The sequence below is a fragment of the Mycoplasma sp. 480 genome (genome assembly GCF_051353065.1).
In the GTDB taxonomy this organism is placed as follows: Bacteria; Bacillota_I; Bacilli_A; order Mycoplasmatales; family Metamycoplasmataceae; genus Mesomycoplasma_A.
On record NZ_CP195722.1, the window covers coordinates 493,425 to 514,335 of the forward strand.

The 20,911-nt window shown below is 25.6% G+C and carries 19 protein-coding genes and 1 pseudogene; 6 read left to right on the plus strand and 14 right to left on the minus strand.

What is annotated here, in order from left to right; genetic code table 4:
• Window positions 1-41: 41 nt before the first annotated feature.
• The 9 genes from ACR34G_RS02215 to ACR34G_RS02255 form a co-directional block, all read right to left on the minus strand.
• Window positions 42-431, minus strand: coding sequence for a PTS-dependent dihydroxyacetone kinase phosphotransferase subunit DhaM (locus tag ACR34G_RS02215; protein WP_436359200.1), 390 nt, complete (start codon window positions 429-431; stop codon window positions 42-44).
• Window positions 431-1,042, minus strand: coding sequence for a dihydroxyacetone kinase subunit DhaL (gene dhaL, locus ACR34G_RS02220; protein ID WP_436359202.1), 612 nt, complete (start codon window positions 1,040-1,042; stop codon window positions 431-433). The genes ACR34G_RS02215 and dhaL overlap by 1 nt, the downstream gene beginning before the upstream one ends.
• Entirely contained in the window at window positions 1,033-2,016 is a 984-nt protein-coding gene (gene dhaK / locus ACR34G_RS02225; protein ID WP_436359203.1) for a dihydroxyacetone kinase subunit DhaK, read from the minus strand. The genes dhaL and dhaK overlap by 10 nt, the downstream gene beginning before the upstream one ends.
• 50 nt (window positions 2,017-2,066) lie before the next feature.
• Window positions 2,067-2,825 carry an MIP/aquaporin family protein gene (locus tag ACR34G_RS02230; RefSeq protein ID WP_436359205.1) on the minus strand — a complete coding sequence of 253 codons (759 nt, stop codon included), beginning with the start codon at window positions 2,823-2,825 and terminating at the stop codon, window positions 2,067-2,069.
• A gap of 9 nt (window positions 2,826-2,834) precedes the next feature.
• Window positions 2,835-4,352: a glycerol kinase GlpK gene (gene glpK, locus ACR34G_RS02235; protein ID WP_436359207.1), complete on the minus strand. Its 1,518-nt coding sequence runs from the start codon at window positions 4,350-4,352 to the stop codon at window positions 2,835-2,837.
• Window positions 4,342-5,091 (minus strand): glycerophosphodiester phosphodiesterase family protein, encoded by a 750-nt coding sequence (locus ACR34G_RS02240; RefSeq protein ID WP_436359209.1) that lies wholly within the window; start codon window positions 5,089-5,091, stop codon window positions 4,342-4,344. Before ACR34G_RS02240 ends, glpK begins: the two co-directional genes overlap by 11 nt.
• Window positions 5,084-6,484, minus strand: coding sequence for an MFS transporter (locus tag ACR34G_RS02245; protein WP_436359210.1), 1,401 nt, complete (start codon window positions 6,482-6,484; stop codon window positions 5,084-5,086). The genes ACR34G_RS02240 and ACR34G_RS02245 overlap by 8 nt, the downstream gene beginning before the upstream one ends.
• A gap of 16 nt (window positions 6,485-6,500) precedes the next feature.
• Window positions 6,501-7,658, minus strand: coding sequence for a type 2 glycerol-3-phosphate oxidase (glpO, locus tag ACR34G_RS02250; RefSeq protein WP_436359211.1), 1,158 nt, complete (start codon window positions 7,656-7,658; stop codon window positions 6,501-6,503).
• A 231-nt stretch (window positions 7,659-7,889) separates the two neighbouring features.
• Window positions 7,890-8,183, minus strand: a complete 294-nt coding sequence (locus ACR34G_RS02255; protein WP_436358342.1) for an HU family DNA-binding protein — start codon at window positions 8,181-8,183, stop codon at window positions 7,890-7,892.
• Window positions 8,184-9,310: 1,127 nt separating this feature from the next.
• Here ACR34G_RS02255 and ACR34G_RS02260 point away from each other — a divergent pair.
• The gene (locus tag ACR34G_RS02260; RefSeq protein ID WP_436358343.1) at window positions 9,311-10,585 is read left to right on the plus strand and encodes a hypothetical protein; all 1,275 of its coding nucleotides are present in this window, start codon (window positions 9,311-9,313) and stop codon (window positions 10,583-10,585) included.
• Between the two features lie 166 nt (window positions 10,586-10,751).
• Window positions 10,752-11,099: a transposase gene (locus ACR34G_RS02265; protein WP_436358344.1), complete on the plus strand. Its 348-nt coding sequence runs from the start codon at window positions 10,752-10,754 to the stop codon at window positions 11,097-11,099.
• 338 nt (window positions 11,100-11,437) lie between these two features.
• On the opposite strand, the gene ACR34G_RS02270 is transcribed toward ACR34G_RS02265, so the two are convergent.
• A complete protein-coding gene (locus ACR34G_RS02270; RefSeq protein ID WP_436358345.1) occupies window positions 11,438-11,761 on the minus strand; it encodes a hypothetical protein in 324 nt (107 codons plus the stop codon).
• Between the two features lie 83 nt (window positions 11,762-11,844).
• Window positions 11,845-12,264 carry a hypothetical protein gene (locus ACR34G_RS02275; protein WP_436358346.1) on the minus strand — a complete coding sequence of 140 codons (420 nt, stop codon included), beginning with the start codon at window positions 12,262-12,264 and terminating at the stop codon, window positions 11,845-11,847.
• Between the two features lie 40 nt (window positions 12,265-12,304).
• Here ACR34G_RS02275 and ACR34G_RS02280 point away from each other — a divergent pair.
• The 4 genes and pseudogenes from ACR34G_RS02280 to ACR34G_RS02295 all read left to right on the plus strand — a co-directional run.
• Window positions 12,305-12,478: pseudogene (locus ACR34G_RS02280) on the plus strand (hypothetical protein); the annotation flags it as partial.
• A 408-nt stretch (window positions 12,479-12,886) separates the two neighbouring features.
• Window positions 12,887-14,845 (plus strand): hypothetical protein, encoded by a 1,959-nt coding sequence (locus ACR34G_RS02285; RefSeq protein ID WP_436358347.1) that lies wholly within the window; start codon window positions 12,887-12,889, stop codon window positions 14,843-14,845.
• A gap of 207 nt (window positions 14,846-15,052) precedes the next feature.
• Window positions 15,053-15,862, plus strand: coding sequence for an EcoRI family type II restriction endonuclease (locus ACR34G_RS02290; protein ID WP_436358348.1), 810 nt, complete (start codon window positions 15,053-15,055; stop codon window positions 15,860-15,862).
• A 3-nt stretch (window positions 15,863-15,865) separates the two neighbouring features.
• Window positions 15,866-16,816 carry an adenine-specific methyltransferase EcoRI family protein gene (locus ACR34G_RS02295; protein ID WP_436358349.1) on the plus strand — a complete coding sequence of 317 codons (951 nt, stop codon included), beginning with the start codon at window positions 15,866-15,868 and terminating at the stop codon, window positions 16,814-16,816.
• Window positions 16,817-17,197: 381 nt separating this feature from the next.
• Here the strand turns inward: ACR34G_RS02295 and ACR34G_RS02300 are convergent, their stop codons facing one another.
• The 3 genes from ACR34G_RS02300 to ACR34G_RS02310 all read right to left on the minus strand — a co-directional run bounded on the left by ACR34G_RS02300 (window position 17,198) and on the right by ACR34G_RS02310 (window position 20,618).
• Window positions 17,198-17,350, minus strand: a complete 153-nt coding sequence (locus ACR34G_RS02300; RefSeq protein WP_436358350.1) for a hypothetical protein — start codon at window positions 17,348-17,350, stop codon at window positions 17,198-17,200.
• Between the two features lie 757 nt (window positions 17,351-18,107).
• Entirely contained in the window at window positions 18,108-18,260 is a 153-nt protein-coding gene (locus ACR34G_RS02305) for a hypothetical protein (RefSeq protein ID WP_436358351.1), read from the minus strand.
• Between the two features lie 234 nt (window positions 18,261-18,494).
• On the minus strand, window positions 18,495-20,618 hold the full coding sequence (locus ACR34G_RS02310) for a hypothetical protein (protein ID WP_436358352.1): 2,124 nt from the start codon (window positions 20,616-20,618) through the stop codon (window positions 18,495-18,497).
• Window positions 20,619-20,911: the final 293 nt, after the last annotated feature.

A 20,911-nucleotide genomic window follows, 5' to 3' on the forward strand; every position in this document is an offset into this window, starting at 1 on the left:
AAAATAGAAAAACCCACTATAAAGTGGGCTTAAAAGTAAGATTATTTTACAATTTGTTCTTCACTTGCTGATACTACGGAGTCAAAATTCGCTCCAGAGTTTGCAAGCACATAAGCAGAGAAACAATTTTCAACAATAGAACCGTGAGAAACGTGAATTTGTTTGTCACTTACCATACTGATAATTGCTTGTGCACTTAAAGTAGCTGAACCTAAATCAGAAAATATTACTACTTCTTTGATATCGTTGTTTGCTTCGATGATTTCAAGTAGTTTTAAAGGTTCAGTTCCTAAATCTTTTCCATCATTAATTCCACCTAATGCTTCTATTTTAATATTATTTTCATCAATAGGAAGCATTTTAGTTAAGTATTCTTTAATTGTTTGTGCTAATTTATTGTAATGAGAAATAATAATAAATAATTTCTTCATTATAATCCTTTAATTAAGTTTTTAATAATAATATAACTTGAATAAGAACCTGGATCAATTGTGCCAGATGATCTTTCTTTTAAGTATGATGCTCTTCCTTTGGTTGCAACTAAATCTTTAGTATTTTGCACTAAAGAATAAACATAATCAATTGTTGAATCAAATTCATTTGCATCTAATGTTTCTTTTGAAGCTAAATAAGTTTCAAGTGGTTTTCAAACATCATACATTGTTTTTTCATTTAAAGTTACTTTTCCAAGCATTTCAAGTGATTTTGTAAAACTGGAAACTAAAATTTTAAATTCGCTAAATGTAAAAGTTTCATGTCCTTTTAGTGTATTAGCAGAATTCATAAATGCCATTCCATATAAAGGACCAGAAGCACCTCCTACTTTTGACATTAGTGATCTTCCAACTAAAGTTAAATATGTAGATAAATCTACTTGTTCAAAATGGATGTTGGAAACTTCGGTAAATCCTCTAACCATATTAAATCCATGATCACCATCACCAATAGTTTGATCTAAAGTAGAAATATAATCTTCATTTTCTTTTAACTCTTTAGCAATGTTTTTCATTGCATCAGTTAAATTAGAATAACTTATTTTCAACTTTTCACCTCTGTTGGTTCATCTAATAATGATTTAAGCTCATCATCTAGTTTTAGTAAAGAAATTGAAAAACCTTGCATTTCAAGTGAAGTCATAAAATTTCCAACATGAGAACTATAAATAGAAACATTTTTAGTTGCTAAATAATCATGAATATCATTTGTTGCAATAAATAATTCCATTTCAGGTGTTCCACCTAAACCGTTCACCATTAAAGCAACTTCTGAGTTTTTATAATCATAATCTTTTAAAATTAAATCTAACATTTCTTTAACAATTTCTTTTGATGATTTAATTTTTTCTCTTTTAATTCCTGGTTCACCATGAATTCCAAGACCAAATTCAATTTCATCTGCTGCTAATGAAAATGATTCTTTTCCTGTTGTTGGAATATAAATAGAGTTTAAAGAAATTCCAAATGATCTAACATTTTGAATTACTTTTTGTGCTACTCTTTTTACTTCTTGTAATGAAGCTCCTTTTTGAGCTAATGCTCCTGCAATTTTGTGTACAAATACTGTTCCAGCGATCCCTCTTCTTCCAATAGTTCAAGTGGAATTTTCTACTGCAACATCATCATCAACTAATACAGTTTCTACATTTTTACCATTTGCTTGAGCTAGTTGTTGTGCTATTTCAAAGTTTAGTTTGTCTCCTGTGTAATTTTTAATAATTAATAAAGTACCATTTTTTGAATCTAAAGCATTTATTGCTGCTTCAACTTGATCTGGTGTAGGAGAGGTAAATACTTCTCCTGCAACAGCAGCACTAAGCATACCATTACCTACAAATCCCATATGTGCTGGTTCATGTCCTGAACCACCACCTGAAATTAAAGCAACATTATTTTTATTAAATTCAGTATTGTAAATAACATTAAAGTTTTCAACCTTTTTAACTTTTTTGTTAGTTTTTACAATCCCATTAATCATTTCTAAAACTATATCTTCTTTTTTATTTAATATTTTTTTCATATAATAAATTCCTTTATTGATTAATTATTTTATTTTTTATAAGTTGGTAATTAAGCTGCAACTGGAATTAAAGCTAAAGCACCAATAATTGCACCAGCTAATGAAGGAGCAACAACTGGAATTCATGAGTATGATCAGTTTCCTCCAACATGTTCGCTTTTTCTATTTGCTAATAATGTTTTTTCCATTAAAGCATAAACCATTCTTGGACCTAAATCCCTTGCTGGGTTAATTGCATAACCTGTTGATGAACCAAGTGAAGCACCAATTGCTACAACAATTAATGTTACTGGAACTGGACCAAGTGATGCTAATCCTGTTTGATTTCCACCTTTACCAAATGCTAATACTAATCCAACAAGTAATAATGTTCCTACTAATTCATAAGAGAAGTTAAAAATAGTTGCTTTTTCTTTATTTGCAAAAGCAGGTCCTGTACAGTGTACTCCTCTTAATGTAGCTAAATCTGTTTCTTGAATGTGTTTTCAGTTAATGAAGTTTAAAAGCATTTGTCCTGTCATTGCACCTAAAAATTGCACAGGAATATATGTTAAAATTAATGGATCATTTAATTTACTACTTACAGCAGCAAAAATTGTGACTGCTGGATTTAAGTGAGCAGAACCACCAAGAGATAATGAAACTATTACACCTGTAAACACTGCTAATCCTCAACCTAAAATGATAACAATTCATTTTCCTTGCTGATTAGCAAACATTCTCTTCATAGAAACGCTGTATCCAACACCGTTACCAAGAAGAATTAGAACTAATGTTCCTAAAAATTCTGATAAAATGTCTAATCTCATTTTTTTCTCCTATTCAATATCTTTTGTTCAGTTTAAAGTTTTTTTAACAGCTGTATCTCAACCTTTAATTAATGCATCAATTTCATTTTGAGCTAATTGAGGTTTAAATACTTTGTCAATTTTGTTTATTTTTTTGATTTCTTCAAGATCTTTTCAATAACCAACAGCTAAACCAGCTAAATATGAAGCACCTAAAGCTGTTGTTTCGATGTTTAATGGTCTTTCTACTTTTAAGTTAGAAATTGAAGATTGGAATTGCATTAAGTAATTAGAATTAGATGCTCCACCATCTACTTTTAATAAAATAATGGGTTTTTCTAAATCTTTTTCCATAGCTTTAATTAAATCGTTTGATTGATAAGCAATAGCATCAAGTGTTGCTTTAATTAAGTGTTCTCTTTTTGTTCCTCTTTCTAAACCAAAGATTGCGCCTCTTGAATATGAATCTCAATAAGGAGCTCCCAATCCTGTGAAGGAAGGAACCATATAAACTCTTTGATCATCATTAACAAGTGAAGCGAAGAAATCTGATTCTGCTGAGTTGTATAAAATTCTTAGCGAATCTCTTAATCATTGAATTGCTGCACCAGCAATAAACACTGATCCTTCAAGAGCATAAATTGTTTTACCTTTACCTAATTTTCAGGCAATAGTAGTTAATAATTTATTTTTACTTTTAACTGGTTTTTCACCTGTGTTAACAAGAGTAAAACATCCGGTTCCATAAGTATTTTTCACCATTCCTACTTCTGTACATAATTGTCCAAAAAGTGCAGATTGTTGATCACCAGCAACTCCGGTAATTGGTACTTCTCCTTTTGCTTTATTAGATCAATGATGAGGACTTACGATTCCGTAGTTGTCTGATGAAGATTTTACTTCTGGTAAAATTTCTCTTGGAATTTCTAAAAGTTCTAGAATTTCTTTATCTCATTCTAAAGTATGAATGTTAAATAACATTGTTCTTGAAGCATTAGAGACATCAGTTGCATGAACTTTTCCATCTGTTAATTTTCACATTAATCAAGTATCAATTGTTCCAGCTAGGAGTTTTTTCTCTTTTAATTTAGTTTTTGCTTCTTCAACATTTTTTAAGATTCAACGAATTTTAGTTCCACTAAAGTATGGGTTAATAATTAAACCTGTTTTGTCACTAAAAAATTCTGATAATCCTTTTTCAATTAAAGTTTCACAATAATCTGTTGTTCTTCTATCTTGTCAAACAATAGCATTATATACAGGTAATCCTGTTTCTTTATCTCATAAAACAATAGTTTCTCTTTGGTTTGTAATTCCAAGTGCAACAATGTCATGAGATTTAATTTTTGCTTTGTGTTTTGCACTTTGCATTGTAGATAATTGAGTATTTCAAATTTCTAATGGGTCGTGTTCCACTCAACCAGATTTAGGGAAGTATTGTGTAAATTCACTTTGACTACTTGCTTTAATATTACCATCGTGATCAACTACAAGTGTTCTACAAGAAGTTGTCCCAGAATCTAAAGTAATAATATATTTATCTTTCATTTTTCTCCTTATTTGTTTCAAATTTATAATTGCTTATTTGAGCATATACTATTTTTTCTTTTGCATATTCATCAAATTTTTGTTGTTTTTTTAATGTTCAAAGCATTAAAGGCATATTAATTTTTTGATACATTTGTTTGTCTTTATCATATAAAACAGTTCAAGGGTTTAAAAATTGACAAACATTTTTAATTTCTGTTAAAGAAACTGAATTAAACTGAGTTTTAGTTCAAAATAAAAAGCCAAGTTTATATTTTGAACTAAGTTTTCTCATATTTCTTAATGTTTGGAAATTAAAGGAAGAAAATACAATTTTTTCAAAATATTCATCTTTATATTTTAAAGATAGTTTATGTAATTCTTCTTCTATTCCTTTATATTCTTTTTGATCTGTCTTAATTTCAACATTAATTATTTTAAAAAGTTTGAGATATTTATCTAAAAACTCTTCTAATGTTAAAATTGCTTGTTTTTTTGTACTTTTATTAAAAAATAAACTGTGATCATCTTTTTTTAAATCTGCTAATGTAGAAAATTCAATTTCTTTATTTGTAAGCGCTGTTCTATTTGTAGTTTCATCGTGAATAATAACTAAATGTTTATCTTTTGTTAAATGAACATCTAATTCCACTCCATCAAAATTATACTGATATGCCATTTCAAAAGCTAAATCAGTGTTTTCTGGAGCAATTGCAGAATAACCTCTATGTCCTAAAATTAATTGATTTTTATTATGCATTTTCTAAAGTTCTCCATCTATAATTTGTTTTTCCAAGTTTTTTTAGTTCAATTGTATTAGAAATATGAACAGCAAGTCCTGCAAGTAATCCAATTAAGGCGATTGCTAATGTAATTATTAAAATAATTTGATAACCTTTAATGGAAGTATTATCAGCACCTTCTGGTGTGTAATATTTTCCAACTGCTCCTGTTATTTGGTATAATCAAGCATCAGTTGAAAATCCAATAAATGATAATACAGCAACACTAGAAGCGTAAGAATTTTTTTCTAAATGGATTTCCCCGATTTGGGCATATCTTAATGTTACCATAGCTCATGAAAGGATTCCTGCTGCTAAGTAAAGAATAGAACTTAAAACTATTACTCAAATATTTGCTGATTTAGGAATAAATCCAAATAATATAATTGCACCAAGTAAAACAATACCGATTGCAGTTACTATTATTAAGAAAAGTACGTAGGATCTAAATTTATCAGCTCATCTTCCTATAAAAGTAGAAACTAAAGTTCTAAGTCCATAAGTTCTAACACCACCTAAAATAGTTACTAAAATTACTGGTGCTAAATATCCATTTTGCATTAATTGAATTAAATAATAAGCAAAAACACTTTGGAATGTATACATTCCCATTACAAAGAAGGATAATGCTCATAATTTTCAATTTTTTAATGCTTTAAATATGGAAATTATGTTATTTTTAATTCTAGCTCAAGATAATTTTTCTGTATTTTTTTCCATTTTTTTCTCAGGGACTAAAATCAAAATAAAGATAGAAGTTGCAATTAAAAATGTTGCAATTAAAAATGCATATACAGCAAAAGGTACAGTTTGTTGTGCTGTTTTTACTACTCTTGGTGATCAAACGTTAGTAATTAATAAACCAAGTAAAAAGACAAAAAATAAACCAATAATTCCGTTTGCTGTCCCTTGGATTCCGTATGCTAATCCTTGGTTTTCTTTTGTTGTTTGTTGAGAAACTAATTTTCATAAAGGTGTTCAAAATACTAAAGTAGAACTAACACCTCATAATGCTCAAATAAATGAATATTGAATAAATAATGAATTTGGATCTAAACTTTTAGAAAATCAAATAGTTAGTCCAAATCAAATTGTAATTATTCCCGTTGAAAACACAGCAATTGATAATAATCATCTTGAACTAAACTTGTTAGCAAGAAAACCTCCAGGTAGTTGTGTTATCAATGTTACATATCCTATAATTGAAGTCAAAGTAGCAACTTGATCTTCTTTAATATTTAAATATTCATGTAAATTTGGAATAATGTTTTTTATATAGTAAGGGGCTGCTATAACAAAAACATCTGCTGCTGCTAAAATTATTAAGGCAATAATTTGTCTCAATGTTAAACCTTTTAATTTAGCTAACATTTTGCCCTCCTAAAATTTAGAATCTAACTGTATATTTAGGATTAAAGTTTTCTTTTTTAGTTAATTTTAGTCCTGATGCTTCAACTAATTTTGCAATTTCAATAGCAATTGCAGGTGCTGAGGCTATAGCTGGTGATTGCATTCCAGCTGCATTAATAAATTTTTTATTATCTTTAGCAGCTCTAATAACAAAATCGTTTGTTTCTACATCAATAGGTCTGGAACCTGCTAAAGTCATAATTGTTTTTTCAAGTCTAATTGAAGGAATAATTTCTTTTCCAATTTCTCCAATATAGTCAAATTTTGCTTTTGTAACAAGTCTTGTTTCTTCTTTTGGTACACCTTCTTCAGCAGTAGGTCCTACTAAAACATGTCCATCAAGCATCGGTGCAACAATAACACCTTTTCCGTGAATTGTAGGAACTTTGAAACAAATTGAGTTTACTATTCCACCTTCACTACGTGCTAAAATTCTGTATTCTCCACGTCTTGTTGTTTGTTTAAAGTCACCGTATCCTGCTTTTTGTGCAAGCACATCTGCATAGTGACCAGCAGCATTAATTACAACTTTTGAATGTAATTTTTCGCCACTTTTTAAAGTGATTTCAAATTCATCATTTACATATTTAATATCTGTAACTTCAGAATTGTTTTTTAATGTTGTACCATTTTGTTCACTTGCTCCAAGAAAAGCATATGTCGCTCTTACTGGATCAATTGCTCATGAACTTGTGCATAAAAGTGCTCCGTGAACTTTTGGATTAACATTTGGTTCTTTTTTTAGTACTTCTTCTTTAGAAAGCACTTTTAAAAATTCTTTTGGAACTTTATTTGTTAAACCTCTATCATATAACATATGTACATGCTTCATTTCTTCTTCATTAAAAGCTAAAATTAATGAATCAACTTGTGCTCTTGGAAAATCTAAATCTTTAAAAATTTTCTCTCTTCATAACTGATTTCCAAGAACATTTAGTTTAGCTTCGATTTTTCCTGGATCAGGATCAAAACCACCATGTATTGCACCTGAGTTTCCTCTGGAAGTTTCATCTGCAAATACTGGATTTTTTTCTAATAATAGATTTTTCATATTATATTGAGACAACTCATAAGCAATTGATGCACCTATGATTCCCCCACCTATAATAATTACATCGTATTTTTCGTTTTTCACAATACCACCTCCCAATTTTTGTGGTAATAATATTATATATAAAAATTGATAAAAATTCAAATTTTTCTTTTATTTGTTCAAAAAATATTATTTATAATGAACAAATAATTTTTTTATTTGAAAAATGCTCAAAAAAATGGGCAAAATAAGTGTTTTTTATTTTTTGATAAAAATAAAAAACATAAACCACAAATGCAGTTTATGCTTATTTAATAAATATATTGATATATTTTATGATTTAAAGTCTACTAAATCACGTAAATATTTTGATGGTTTGTATTTAATTGCTCTTTTTTGTGGAACAACTTGTTCTTCACCTGTAAAACTATTTACAATTTTTCTTTGTGATCTAACAACAGTTGAGAAGATTCCAAAGTCAGCTAATGTAACTTTTTCTTCTGCTAATAATTGTTCTTTTAAAACAAATAACATTGTTTCTAAAATATGATCTAGTTGTTTTGGACTAACTTTTAAATTTTCATCTAATCTATCAACTACATCGTTTATAAATTCTTTTTTTGTCATATTTTCCTTTAATTTGCTTTATTTTATAAAATTTAAATATATATAATTTTATACTAAAAATATATTTTTATAGATATTTTTATAAAAATATTAATAATTAGTTAATCTAATTTTATACAAAAATTAAAAATATATCAAATTTTTATTGTTTTTTTTATTAAAACAGAAGAAATTTGTTATGCTTCTTTTGTTAATATAAAGTTTATTTTTTTAAATTTAAATAATGTTTTCAAAGATAATGTTTTTTATTTAAAAAAATTTTCTACAAAAAAATTGAACACATTGCAAAAAAGTGCTATAATAATAGTATAAATACATTTTCACAATCCTAATTAATTAAGATTAACTTAATTAATGAAAAAAACTCCATTCGGCCAAAATGGAGTTTTTATATAAGGTTGTGGAAAATGTATTAACTTTTTTTTATAATTTAATTAATACTAAAATTATAATCAACAAGATTAAAATTCTTTCCATTTTTTACCCTTATTTTAAATACATTTTTCACCTCCTTCTGTGACTAAAATATTAGTCACATTTTAATATTACCACAGAATTTATTTTGTTACGAAAATACGGAAAAAATTGGGATTTTTGATTTATTTTTCCTAAAATTTTTTCCATTTTAACTAAAATTAATTTATAAATATTATGATTATTTTTTATCTCTTTATTTTCAATGAAGAATAACCTTTTTTCAGCATTTAAGAATTAAAACTTAGTTATAATATATGGTTTACTTTTGCATTAGAAACAAAAATATTTTAATTATCATTATATATCACTAAATAGGATATTTTGATTAATAATTTGCAAATTTTTATAAAAATTTCAGAAAAAGTGCTATACTATAATCAATAAGATTAAAATTCTTTCCACTTTTTTAACTAAGTGGAATAACTTTCTCGATGATATCATTGAGAAAGTTTTTTAATTTTAAATTAAAGGACTTTCATCTTTTTTAATTTTTTTGAAATTAATTAAATGCTGTCAATTTCATAATTTAACATACTCATTAAGGATTTTTAATAAATTTTCAATATAGTCTAAAGTCCGTTATTTCTTTCAATGTGTTTTTCATTTTCTCTCCTTTTTACTTTATTATTTTAGTTTATAATTGTTTTATTATGAAAATATTAAAAAATAATTATGTTATTACTGGACTTTTTGCGTTGGCAGTTTCTATTTGTTTAATAATTCCTCTAATATTACTTAATGTTCCGAAAACGGAATTATGATATGGAAATAATCCAGATGTTCTTAAACTAGATTACACTTCAGAAAAACATCCATACATAGCAACTAATGAAAACATTAAATATATACTTAATGAAGAAATATATAAAAAAATAGAGAAATTTATAAAAGAAAGTAAAGAAAATAACTCAATCATTAGGGATAGATATGGAAATCAAGTATTCACCAACATTGACTACTCTTTACTAGAAGATATTTTAAGAAATAAAGATAGTGTAGAAGTGCTAAATGCTTTTAAAATTGTAATGACTAATAACTTTATAACAATTAACGCAGTGCTTGGTACTTTTCTTGCAATTTCAGGTTCTATTACCATTATTAGTCCTTTATTGTTATTTAAAAATTATAAGTTTGTTAGAAATAAACAGGGACATAAATTTGGGACACCAAATTTATGTTTTTATTTAAGGAGAAAAATGTCAAAACAATTAAAACCAGAAGAATGAAAATATTGAATTAAAAAATATTTAGCTAATTGTGAGAAAATGAGAAATTTAGATTTATTTTGAACCGAATATTTTCATTTTAGAAAAACAGAACCAACTAATTTTAAAAAAATGTTTTTTAAAGAAAAAGTTAAACTTTATAATTTAGGTATGAATTTAGAATCTCAAACAGGAAAATCACCTAAGAAAAATAAAGGCGTTGGAAGAAAAAGAAAAATCTTAACACCAGAAGAAGAGAAAAAAATTTGGGATAGTATCCCAAGAGAAATTTTAATTAAATCCATAAAAATTTATCAAGATGTTTTACCTAAAGAAGTTTTTGATGAGATTTTTAATCGTGTTGTAAAAGAACATGAAGAAGAGCAAAAAAGAAAAAAAAAGAAGCAAGAAATTTTAGAAAATTTCTCTTCACTATGAAAATTTCTAAATCAACTTTTTACAGAAACAAGAATAAAAATGTTGAAGCAAAAGAATTGAATCAAGAAGAAAAATTGATTTATGAAGGTTTTACTGAAAATAACTGTTTGTATGGAAGAAAAAGACTTGAAGTTTTTATCGAAAAAAAAACATAAAATAAAGATAAATTACAGGAAAATAGGTAGAATTATGAATAAATTAAATTTATTTTGCATAGTTAGAAAAAAATCCAAAAGAAGAGAAGATAAAAATACTTCAAGTAAAATTTGAAAACATAATTAATAGAGATTTTCAAGGAAAAAACAACAATATTTTTGCAACAGATGTTTCTTATATAATCTCTCCTAAAGATGTATTTGATTCTAATCATGTATATTTTTCAGCAACAATTCATCACAAAACTAAAAAGATTGTTTCTTGAAATTTATCAAGAAATAATGATTTAAATTTGGTTATAGAACATAATAAAGATTTAAGTTTTAATGAAAAATGAATTATGCATACTGATCATGGAAGCGTTTATTCTTCTAATAAATTTGTAGAAATTATTGAAAAAAATAATGGAATAATTTCAATGTCAAGAGTTGGTAATTCATTAGATAATAGAGAAATTGAATATTTCTTTTCTAATATAAAGAGCGAATGTTTATCACACATTAAAATTAAAAATTTAACTTTTAATAATTTAAAAGAAATGATTAATAATTATATAAATTGATATAATGAAGAAAGACCACAATCAATTTTAAATTGAAAAACCCCAAATGAAATTTGAAATTCTTGAATTTCAAAGTAAAAAAATTTTACCAGTGATATCACTGGTAAAATGTGTCCCAATAAATTGTCCCACTTTAAAAGTAGTTTGTGCTACTTTTTTTATTTTTACTATTTTTCTATTATTAAGGAAAGGTAAGGTTTCTTTGTTATTTGCTCTAATTGGGGTATTGAAATAATTTTAAAGTGCCCGTAAGGTAATGAACTTACCAGTTTTCCTTTTGTCTCTGTTATTGGTATTGAGTATGTTGTTTTTGTATCATATTTTACATTCTTCCAACTCTTCTTGTCGATTTGGTCTCTATATTTAAAAACTAACTGCTCTTCGCTATTGTCGAATAAGGGGTTAATTTTATAATCTTAAAAATTATTAGTTATTACAATATTTAAGTCAAAATTAACAGCAACATACATACTTATAATGGAGTCGAACTTCTCATACCCTACTTGCTTAAATAAGGTAGGTAATAATTCCATTGTTTTTTGTCTTTCTTGGTCACCTATACCTGCTAGGAGCATTACTTCTATTAGTCTTTTTTCGTCAAAATCTAACTTTCTTTTATATAAACTAGAACTTTCTATTTCTTTCATTACTTTAAGCATTTTCTCGTTTGCTGCTTTTTGTCATAAATAGTTCAGTCCTTCTTGCTCTAATTTTTCTTGTCAATTGTCTTCTGCAGTCATATATTTAGAATTATCTACTAAATATTTATAAGTCTCTACTGCTTCGTTATATAGTCATTTATATAATTGTTCTGTGTTCTTTTTTATTTTTCTCCTTGTTCTGTTTCTAATAAAATATATAAATCACCAAAATTAACTGAAATATACATTTCTATAATAGGTTGAATATCGTTTGTTTCTGCTGCTTCAATTAATGCTGGTAATAATTCCATTGTTTTTTGTTGAAGGCTTGGGCACCCAAGTCCTCCTAGCATCATTAGTTTTATTGTTTGTTTATGATTTCAATTAAGTCATTTATAAAAACTAATTTTTTCTATTTCTTTCATTATTTTAATCATTTTCTCGTTTGCTGCTTTTGGTCATAAATAGTCAACCTCATTTAAAGCACTATTTACTTTTTTTTCTCAATTTTCTTCTGCAACTACTTTATTTTCTCTTATTAAACGTCTATAATTACCAATTGCTCTTTCTAATAAGACTTCGTTTAATTTTCATATGTTCATTTTTATTTCTCTCTTTCTATAATTTCTTAAATCTTTCAAAATAGGAACCTTTAATGGACAATCTGATGATGGTAGAACAGAAGAACAATATGAAACAACAGTAACTGAAGCAACTAAGAAATTTAAAGAAAAACAAGATGCAGCTAAAACTACTATTGAAGGATTAAGTTATTTAAGTGAAGCACAAAAAACAGATTATAAAAATCAAATTAATTCTACTTTAACTAATGAAAATGAAAACAATGATATTTCATCTATTGATACTATTTTAGGTAATGCAAGAGCTGAAAATACTACTGCAGAAGAATTAGCACAAGCTAAATTAGAAGCTATCTCTATTGCTAATAAATTAAAACCAAGAAATGATGATGGTAGAAAAGAAGAATTTGTAGATGCAATTAATAATCAATCTGATAAAACAGAAGTAGAAAAATTAAAAGAACAAGTAAAAGGTATTATTCAACCTAAAATTGATGAAGTACAAAATAAACTTGATACATTAATTGGTTTAGATGAAGGTGGTAATCAAACTAAAGCATATTATGATGTTGAAGCTGCTAAAGTTGATAATATTTTAAAAGAAACTACAACAGAGAAAGCATTAGATACACTTATAACTAATATGACAATTGCTTATGATAATATTTTTGATAGTGTACAAACTGCAATTAATAACTTACCAAATGATGCAGAGAAAAAACCTTTCATAACTGAATTAGGTACAAAAGGTACCTTAAAAGAAACAAATAATAAAGTAGGTAAATTAAAAGGTATTAAACAAAGAGCAGAAACTGCACTTAGTCAATATAATCAAGAAAAAGAATTTGCACTAAGAGAATTAGCAAAACTTAAAGATGGTAATAGTCTAAAAACAACTGAAAGCAAAATAATTAATGGTGAAAATTCATCGACAGGTCAAATTAGAAAAGCTAAAGGTCGTATAACAGATGCATTAATTAGATTAAGAGATGAAGCTAAAACTTATATTAGTGATAAATTTGGTAATGAAACACCAAACTTGAAAACTGAGCTATCTAATCAATTAAATTCACCAAATATAACTGAACAAAATATTGAAGATATTAAACAAAGAGCTGATGAAGCATTTAATAAAGTTACAGAACTTAACTTAATTAAAGAAAAATTAACACAAACAGCTCATATAGAAGCAATTAATACTGCTAAAGCTAATGCTAGAACAGTGCAAGATATTCAAAATGCTATTGATGAAGCAAATAGAAAGTTAACTGAAGAAGAAAATGCAAAAAGACAAGATTATATTAATCAAGCAAATCCATTTGTAGATAAATTTACTAATGCTTCATTTACAAATTGAGATCAACAATACGGTAAAATTTGAAGAAAAGAACTTGATAATCCAAATACACCTATTGCTAGAATTAAGCAAATTAAGGATTTAGCAGAAGGTATGTATAATAAACTCAAAACAGAAGCATTACAAGCTAACCGTGAAATTCCAGATTCTGCTTCTACTAAAACTACTAACTTGAATAAAATTAATGATCCAACTTCAAGTATGTTAGATATAGAAAATGCTAAAAATCAAGCAGTCGATTTACGTGATAAAGAAAGAGAAAGATTAGAATCTCAAAAATCAAATGCTAGAGCAATGATTATTAAGCTTGAAGGTGATGCTTACAATAAAGAGAAATTAACTAAAGAACTTGATGAAGCAACAACTCAAGAACAATACGATCAAATAGAAGAAAGAGCAAGACAAATTATTGCATACAAAAAAGTTCAAGTTCAAGGAAAAGTTACAGGTAATCCAAAAATCACAAGACAAGATGAAAGAGACAGATTAGGACAAAGAATTAAAGATGCTCAAACAATTGAAAACTTGAATACTATTGAACATGAAGTAGACAACTATTCATATGTTGGTGACCCAATTAGAGATGCAAAAGAAGAAGCAATTCAAAGAATGAAACAAAAAGGAGAATCTACTGTTGCTGGAGCGCCTTCTTCTTCTTCTTCTTCTATATATATACTAACACAAGAACAAATAGAAACATTTAGTGCAAGAGTTAGAAATGCAACTTCAGTTGATGAAGTAAATAGAATCGAAAAAGAATACATTCAAACAACATTCTTTGATACAAGAAGAATTGTTACATTAAAACAACAAATTCGTAACTATGTAACACCAAAAGTTTCAAATGATAGTAATAAATTCACAAATTGATACAATTACTTTAAAAATACATTGGAAAATGAAACATCAATCAAACAACTTGGAAGAAACTTTGTTCAATATGTAAATACTAATGCTATTGGTGGTTCAACATCAGAAAATCATCGTCAAGACTTATTAAGAGAATGACATAAATGAGCACAAGAACCAGGTGTTGAATGAGCAAAAGGATTAGTCTTAAATTCTAATTTAGATTGAAATAAAAAATATGAATTAATTGATAAATTAGTATTAATTTATTCATTATTTGATTTAACTGATTGATTACAAGTTGCACATAATGCAGATAATAATATTCCAAATTCAATTCCACAAAACAGTACTATTAGATTCTATGACGGACATAATTGAACTGAAATTAATTAATAAACAAATTAAATACAGGAAAATTCCTGTATTTTCTTTTTTTAGAATATAATTTAAATATTAATAAAACTATAATATTTTAATTAATAAATATATTAGAAGCAATATTTAGCAAATGAAATATTTTAGTTTTATAAAATAGGAAAAATAAATAAAAATAAGAAAATTTATTCTCCCTTTTATTTTAAAATGATAAAAAGGAGAAAAATGAAAAACAATCAATCAAATAGATTATCAAAACAGCACAAAAAATCTAAAGGAGTAAAAGGGATTTTTAGCAAAGAGGCTCAAAAGAACGATTCTTTTATGAAAAATATTACTTTAGAAATTAAAGAAAAATTAGAAAAAGAATATCCTAGACTTAAGTTTAGATTTAGAAAATATATAACTAAAGAAGAAATAAATAATTATCTTCAAAACATAAGCACTAATTTTGGAACAACATTATTTGTTCTAAATTCTAAAATAAAACCTGATGGAGGTATTTTAGAAGTACAAGACTTTAATTTAGAGTGAAAAATTATCTTAGTTTCAGAAGCAAAATTTCAAGGAAAGGATGTAAATAATATACATTTAGGTAAATTAGTAGGTAAAAGCAAAAATCAAGATTTAATGTTTGCAGGAAATGCTATTGAAAGAGCATATAAAAACATTAAAGAAATATCTAATTATATGTTAAAAGAAAAACATTTTCCTTATGTGATTTTTCTTGAAGGCTCAAATTTCTTAACAAAAAATGTTTTTATAAAAAAACCAAATAGAACTAAAGTAACTTTAAATTTTAGATCTGGAAAAATAAATAGATTAGATAAATTAACAGCAGCAAATTTTGGAATGCCTTTTAATCAAAATTTAGTTCAAAATAAATTTATCAAACATAAAAATTATTATATTATGCTTCAATCTCCTTCAATTTATACAAAAGGAGATACTAACAACTGAAGTTATAAAGAAATGTATTCAATTATGCTAAAAATAGCACTTACTTCTTTAAGAATTTTAAAATTACAAGGATAAAAAATGCGAAAAAATGAAAATGATTTTTTAAGAAAAGCAAAAAAGAATAAAAACGATGAATTTTATACAATCTATAAAGATATAGAAAATGAACTACAGTATTATAAAAAACACTTTAAAAACAAAGTTGTTTTTTGTAATACTGATGATCCACTTTTAAGTAATTTTTATAAATTTTTTGTTCAAAACTTTAAAGAATTAGGTCTTAAAAAATTAATAGCAGCTTGCTATAAAGAAAATGATAAAGGTTATTATTATGTATATGAAAATAAAAATAATCAAAATAAATTTCCAAATATCAAAGAAGTTACTTTTTTTAAAAATGATGGTGATTTTAATAGTAAAGAAAGCATTGAATTATTAAAGCAAAGTGATATTATTGTAACTAATCCTCCTTTTTCTTTATTTAGAAAATTTATAAATTTAATGCAAGAATATAATAAAAAGTTCTTAGTTATTGCTAATATTAATGCAATAACTTATAAAGAAATTTTTAGTCTTATCCAAGAAAATAAAATATGACTTGGAATAAATTTTGCAAGAGCGATTTCAGGTTTTATTGTTCCTAACTATTATGAACTTTATGGAACAGAAGTTAAAATTGATAAAGAAGGAAATAAGATAATTTCTGCAAATAATTGTTTATGATTAACTAATTTAAGCAATTATAAAAGAAATGAAAATTTATTACTAGAAAAATCTTATTTAGAAAATAAACAAGATTATCCAAAATATGATAATTATAATGCTATTAATATTAACAAAACAAAAGATATTCCTTATGATTATAAAGGTCATATGGGTGTACCTTTAACATTTTTGCATAAATTTAATCCTAATCAATTTGAAATTATTAAATTTAGAAAAGGGGATGATAATAAAGATTTAGTTATTAATGGCAAAACTCCTTATTTTAGGATTTTAATTAAAAATAAGCAAGTGAATTTAAAATAGAGTAATAAAAGTTAGCATTTAACATATTTACTTTTATTACTATAAATTTTCCTGAATTTGCTAGTTAAAAACTAAAACTAACTTATTTTACCTTGTTTTAGTGATTTTTAGTTTTTCCTGTTTTATTTAAATTATAATATAAACTTTTTTAAGTCTTAATTTTAAGAAATTAAAGAAGTAATTATGTTAAATTTTTTTATAAAAATAGTGAATTTTAATGATAGAATATAATTAAGTGATTTGGACCCGCACCCTCCACCTATACTAGGCACTATAAAAACAATACGGTATAGAACTGAAAATTAGCTTTCCGGTCGGGGATAATGGCTAATTTTTTTATATAGAAAACAGCACAAAAATTGTGCTTTTATTTTATTTTAATTAGAGTTTAGATAAATTTTTCATGAATTCTTGCATTCTTTTTCAGGAACCTTTTTCATTTCTTTCCATAATTTCAGGTAAATTATCAATTCCTTCTTCTTTCAATCTCATTATATAATCATTAATAATTTTTGTTCTTTCTTCATTAGTCATTTTTCACCTCTTTATTTATAATTATATAGTTTTTAGATTAATATTTTATAAAAATAAACTAAAAATTTCTGTTTTAAAAGTATAATTAAATTATGAATAAGAAAAATATTCATATTTTCCTTGATTGAATTCTGAAAATCTATGAAATTTTTAAAACTAATTATAATTTTAATAATAGTTCTTAAAATATAAAATAGTTTAAAGAAATTCATTCAAGGAAAATTAAAAAAATAAAAATCTCCAATTGCAGTTGGAGGTTTTTTCATTCTATTCTTAATTGAATTCTTAAAATCTATGTACTTAAATTATAACATTTTTTTTAAAATATTTCATTATTTTTTATAAAGTAAAAATTCAAATATTTTTTCCCGTCTTTCCCAGTTTGACTTAATATTTATGCTAAAAATATTAATATGTTGTTAGATAATGGTTTTAAAGGAGAAATAAACACGAACACAAAAACTTAACATTATTTTATAACGTCTCAGCAAATTGTTGAGATGTTTTTCGGAAGTGTAAGATATTTTGTGTAAATTTCTCTTGATTACTTTTTAATTTCCCAGTTAAAAACAAAAAGTAACCAATTATCCCTTATTTTAGGGATTTTTGTTTTTTTATTTAAGGTTTTTACTTGCTATTTTTAAACAGTTATTTAAGCTATTATATACATTTTTGCATACTCTTTTTTGTTTTGCAATTTCATAATAAACATCTCCAATAATTAAATATTGGAGATGTTTCTTTAGTTATAAATAAATTATAATTTAGATAAGTTTTTCATGCATTCTTGCATTCTTTTTCAGGAACCTTTTTCATTTCTTTCCATTATTTGTGGTAATTCATTAATATCTTTATTTTTTAAATTGTCTATTGCTTTTTTTATTAATGAATTTCTTTCTTCTTTACTCATTTTATCACCTAAATATTATATTATTTTATATAATTATAGCATTTTAAATTAAAATATTAGTATATAAATTATTAATACTTATTTTTACTTAAATAAAGATATAAATATTATTACTTATATATTAAACAAAATATTTAAAAACCCCTAGTATAGAAATCTATAACTCTTTAATTATTTAATATTTATTAATATATAAATAAAGAAAAACACAGATTTATTCTGTGTTTTTGGATATTATTTCAATTCTGTATAATTTTGTCCATCGTAGAATCTAATATTTGTATTTTGTGGAAGTGAATTAGGGATAATATTGTCATAAGGATGATTTTTACTCAATCAATCTGTGAAGTCAAATAATGATGTTACTTGACTTAATTCATTGAGTGCAGTGTATTTTCTTTCTATTGTCATATTAGTAGATTGTTTAACAAGTCCTTTTGCTCATTCAATTGCAGGTTCTTGGGCTCATTTATGTCAATCTCTTAATAAATCTTTTCTAAACTCTTCACTTGATTGATTTCCTGGTTTACCTATATTATTATTTTGTCTATAGTTAACATATTTTTTACCAAGTTCATTAATAGATGGTGCTGGTAAAATATCTGTTCTTCAATAACTACGTCAATTATCAACTTGATTACTACTTAATTTAGCATTAATATCGCTTGTAACTTTATTTTTAAGATGTGTAAGTCTTCTTGTATCAAATACTGAATTAAGTGCATATTCAAGTTCAATAGCATTAGCTTCTTCAATTGTTGAAGCTTCTTTAACTCTATTGATATAAGTTTCAATTTCTTGTGGACGTAAAGCATAAGATATTACAGAAGAAGAAGAAGAAGAAGAACCGCTTGGTGGAGTTATTCCTTGAGTATACATTCTGTCTATAATTGCTTGTTTTTCGTTTGTTAAAGGAACGTTTGTTGGATTATATGAATCAACTGCTTTTTCAACACTTATAATTCCTTCAATATCTGTTTTACTATTTAATTCATTATATTTAGCAGTTTTTTGATCTTGACTATAATCATTTTTATTAGTAATTTTTGCTTTAACAGCAATTAATTTATCATTAAAGATTTTTTCTGCTTCATTTTTAATTCTTTCTATTTCACTACTATCAATTGTTGAATCTAATAGTTTTGTTAATCTATCTTTATCTGCTTCATCTCCATTAAGTTTAGCGATTGCATCTCTTGCCGGTTGTCTTAAAGCAGCATATTGCTTGTTTTCATTTGTTACATCATTTTTAGTATAATTAATTTGTTGTGTCAATTCACTAATATTATATGCATTATTAATTTGATTAATTCTTTCCTCTCTTTTAATAGAATTTTGAATATTTAAAGCTTGAGCAATTACTTCATCTTTAATAGGATTTCATATTTTTTCTGCATCTTCTTTAATATGTTGTAATTCTTCGAGATTTTGCTCACTTTTTGCTCTTTTTAGTCTTTGTTCTAATGCAACACCTTTATTATAATATGTATAATCAAAATTTCCTTTACTATCTTGAAGACTCATTTTTATTTTCTTAATAAAATTATTAGCAGCATTATAAGCAGGTTGTATTTTAGTTTCATCTTCTTCTTGTTTTAATGTTTTTGCTTGAGCTAAAATTTGTTCCAATCTTTCAATGCTTGCTGCTGGTTGTACTGATCCATCAGAAGTACCATTTACTTTATCAATAGTATTTTGTTTGTTTTGTTCGCTTAATTTTTCAGCAAATACTAATACTTCTTCTTTTTTGGTATTAAATATTTCATCTGCTCTTGCTTTTTTAGCTTTAATATCAGCTTGACTTAATACATGTCCATTAAGTTCTGCAATTAAAGTTTCTTTTGTTCCACTAGTATCACCAGCTAATTTATTAGTTATATATGTTTGAGCTTCTCTATTTAATCTTTCTAATTCATTAGTTATTTGACCTTTAACATCTCTAACATCTTTTCCTGTTGCAGTTGAATTAGGTTTAATTGCATTATTATAGAATTCGTTGGCATTATTTTTAATAGCATTTCCATCTAGTAACATATCTATATATTGTTTAAGTGAAGGAAGTTCTCTTTCTCTGTCGATTTTGTTAATTACTGCTGTTACTTCAGCATCAATTTCTTTTACCTTAGTAATTGTTTTATCATCAGCAGGTCCATTTAACATTTGTTGTCATTTTCTTACTAAATTGTTTTTGTCTTCACCATCTGGTAATCCATTAATTTTACCTTCAGTAACACTTGCTACAGTGTTAAATTTATGTTCAGCTTCATCTTTAAGTCTATCTAGTTTTAGTTGATTATTACCAGCTTCTGTTAATTTGGTATTGTATCTATCATAAGTTTGATCATTACCTTCATCCAACCCCCTTAGTTTAAGGACTTTAGTTTTTGCTGCTTTTCTAGAATTGTCAATTAAAGTTTGTGCATTTTGTTTTAATGTATTTACTTCTGAAACTTTTGTAGCTGCTTCAATATATTTTACAACCTGTTCTCTTGTACCACCTTCATTTTGTGGTTTTAAGTTATTAGCTACTACAAGAGCTGATGCTTTAGCGCTTGCTAATTCTTCTGCTTCTCTGTTTTTAACTTCTGCATTACCAACAATTCTATTAATTGAATTAATATCTGCATTTTCAGTTGTTAAAGTTGCATCAA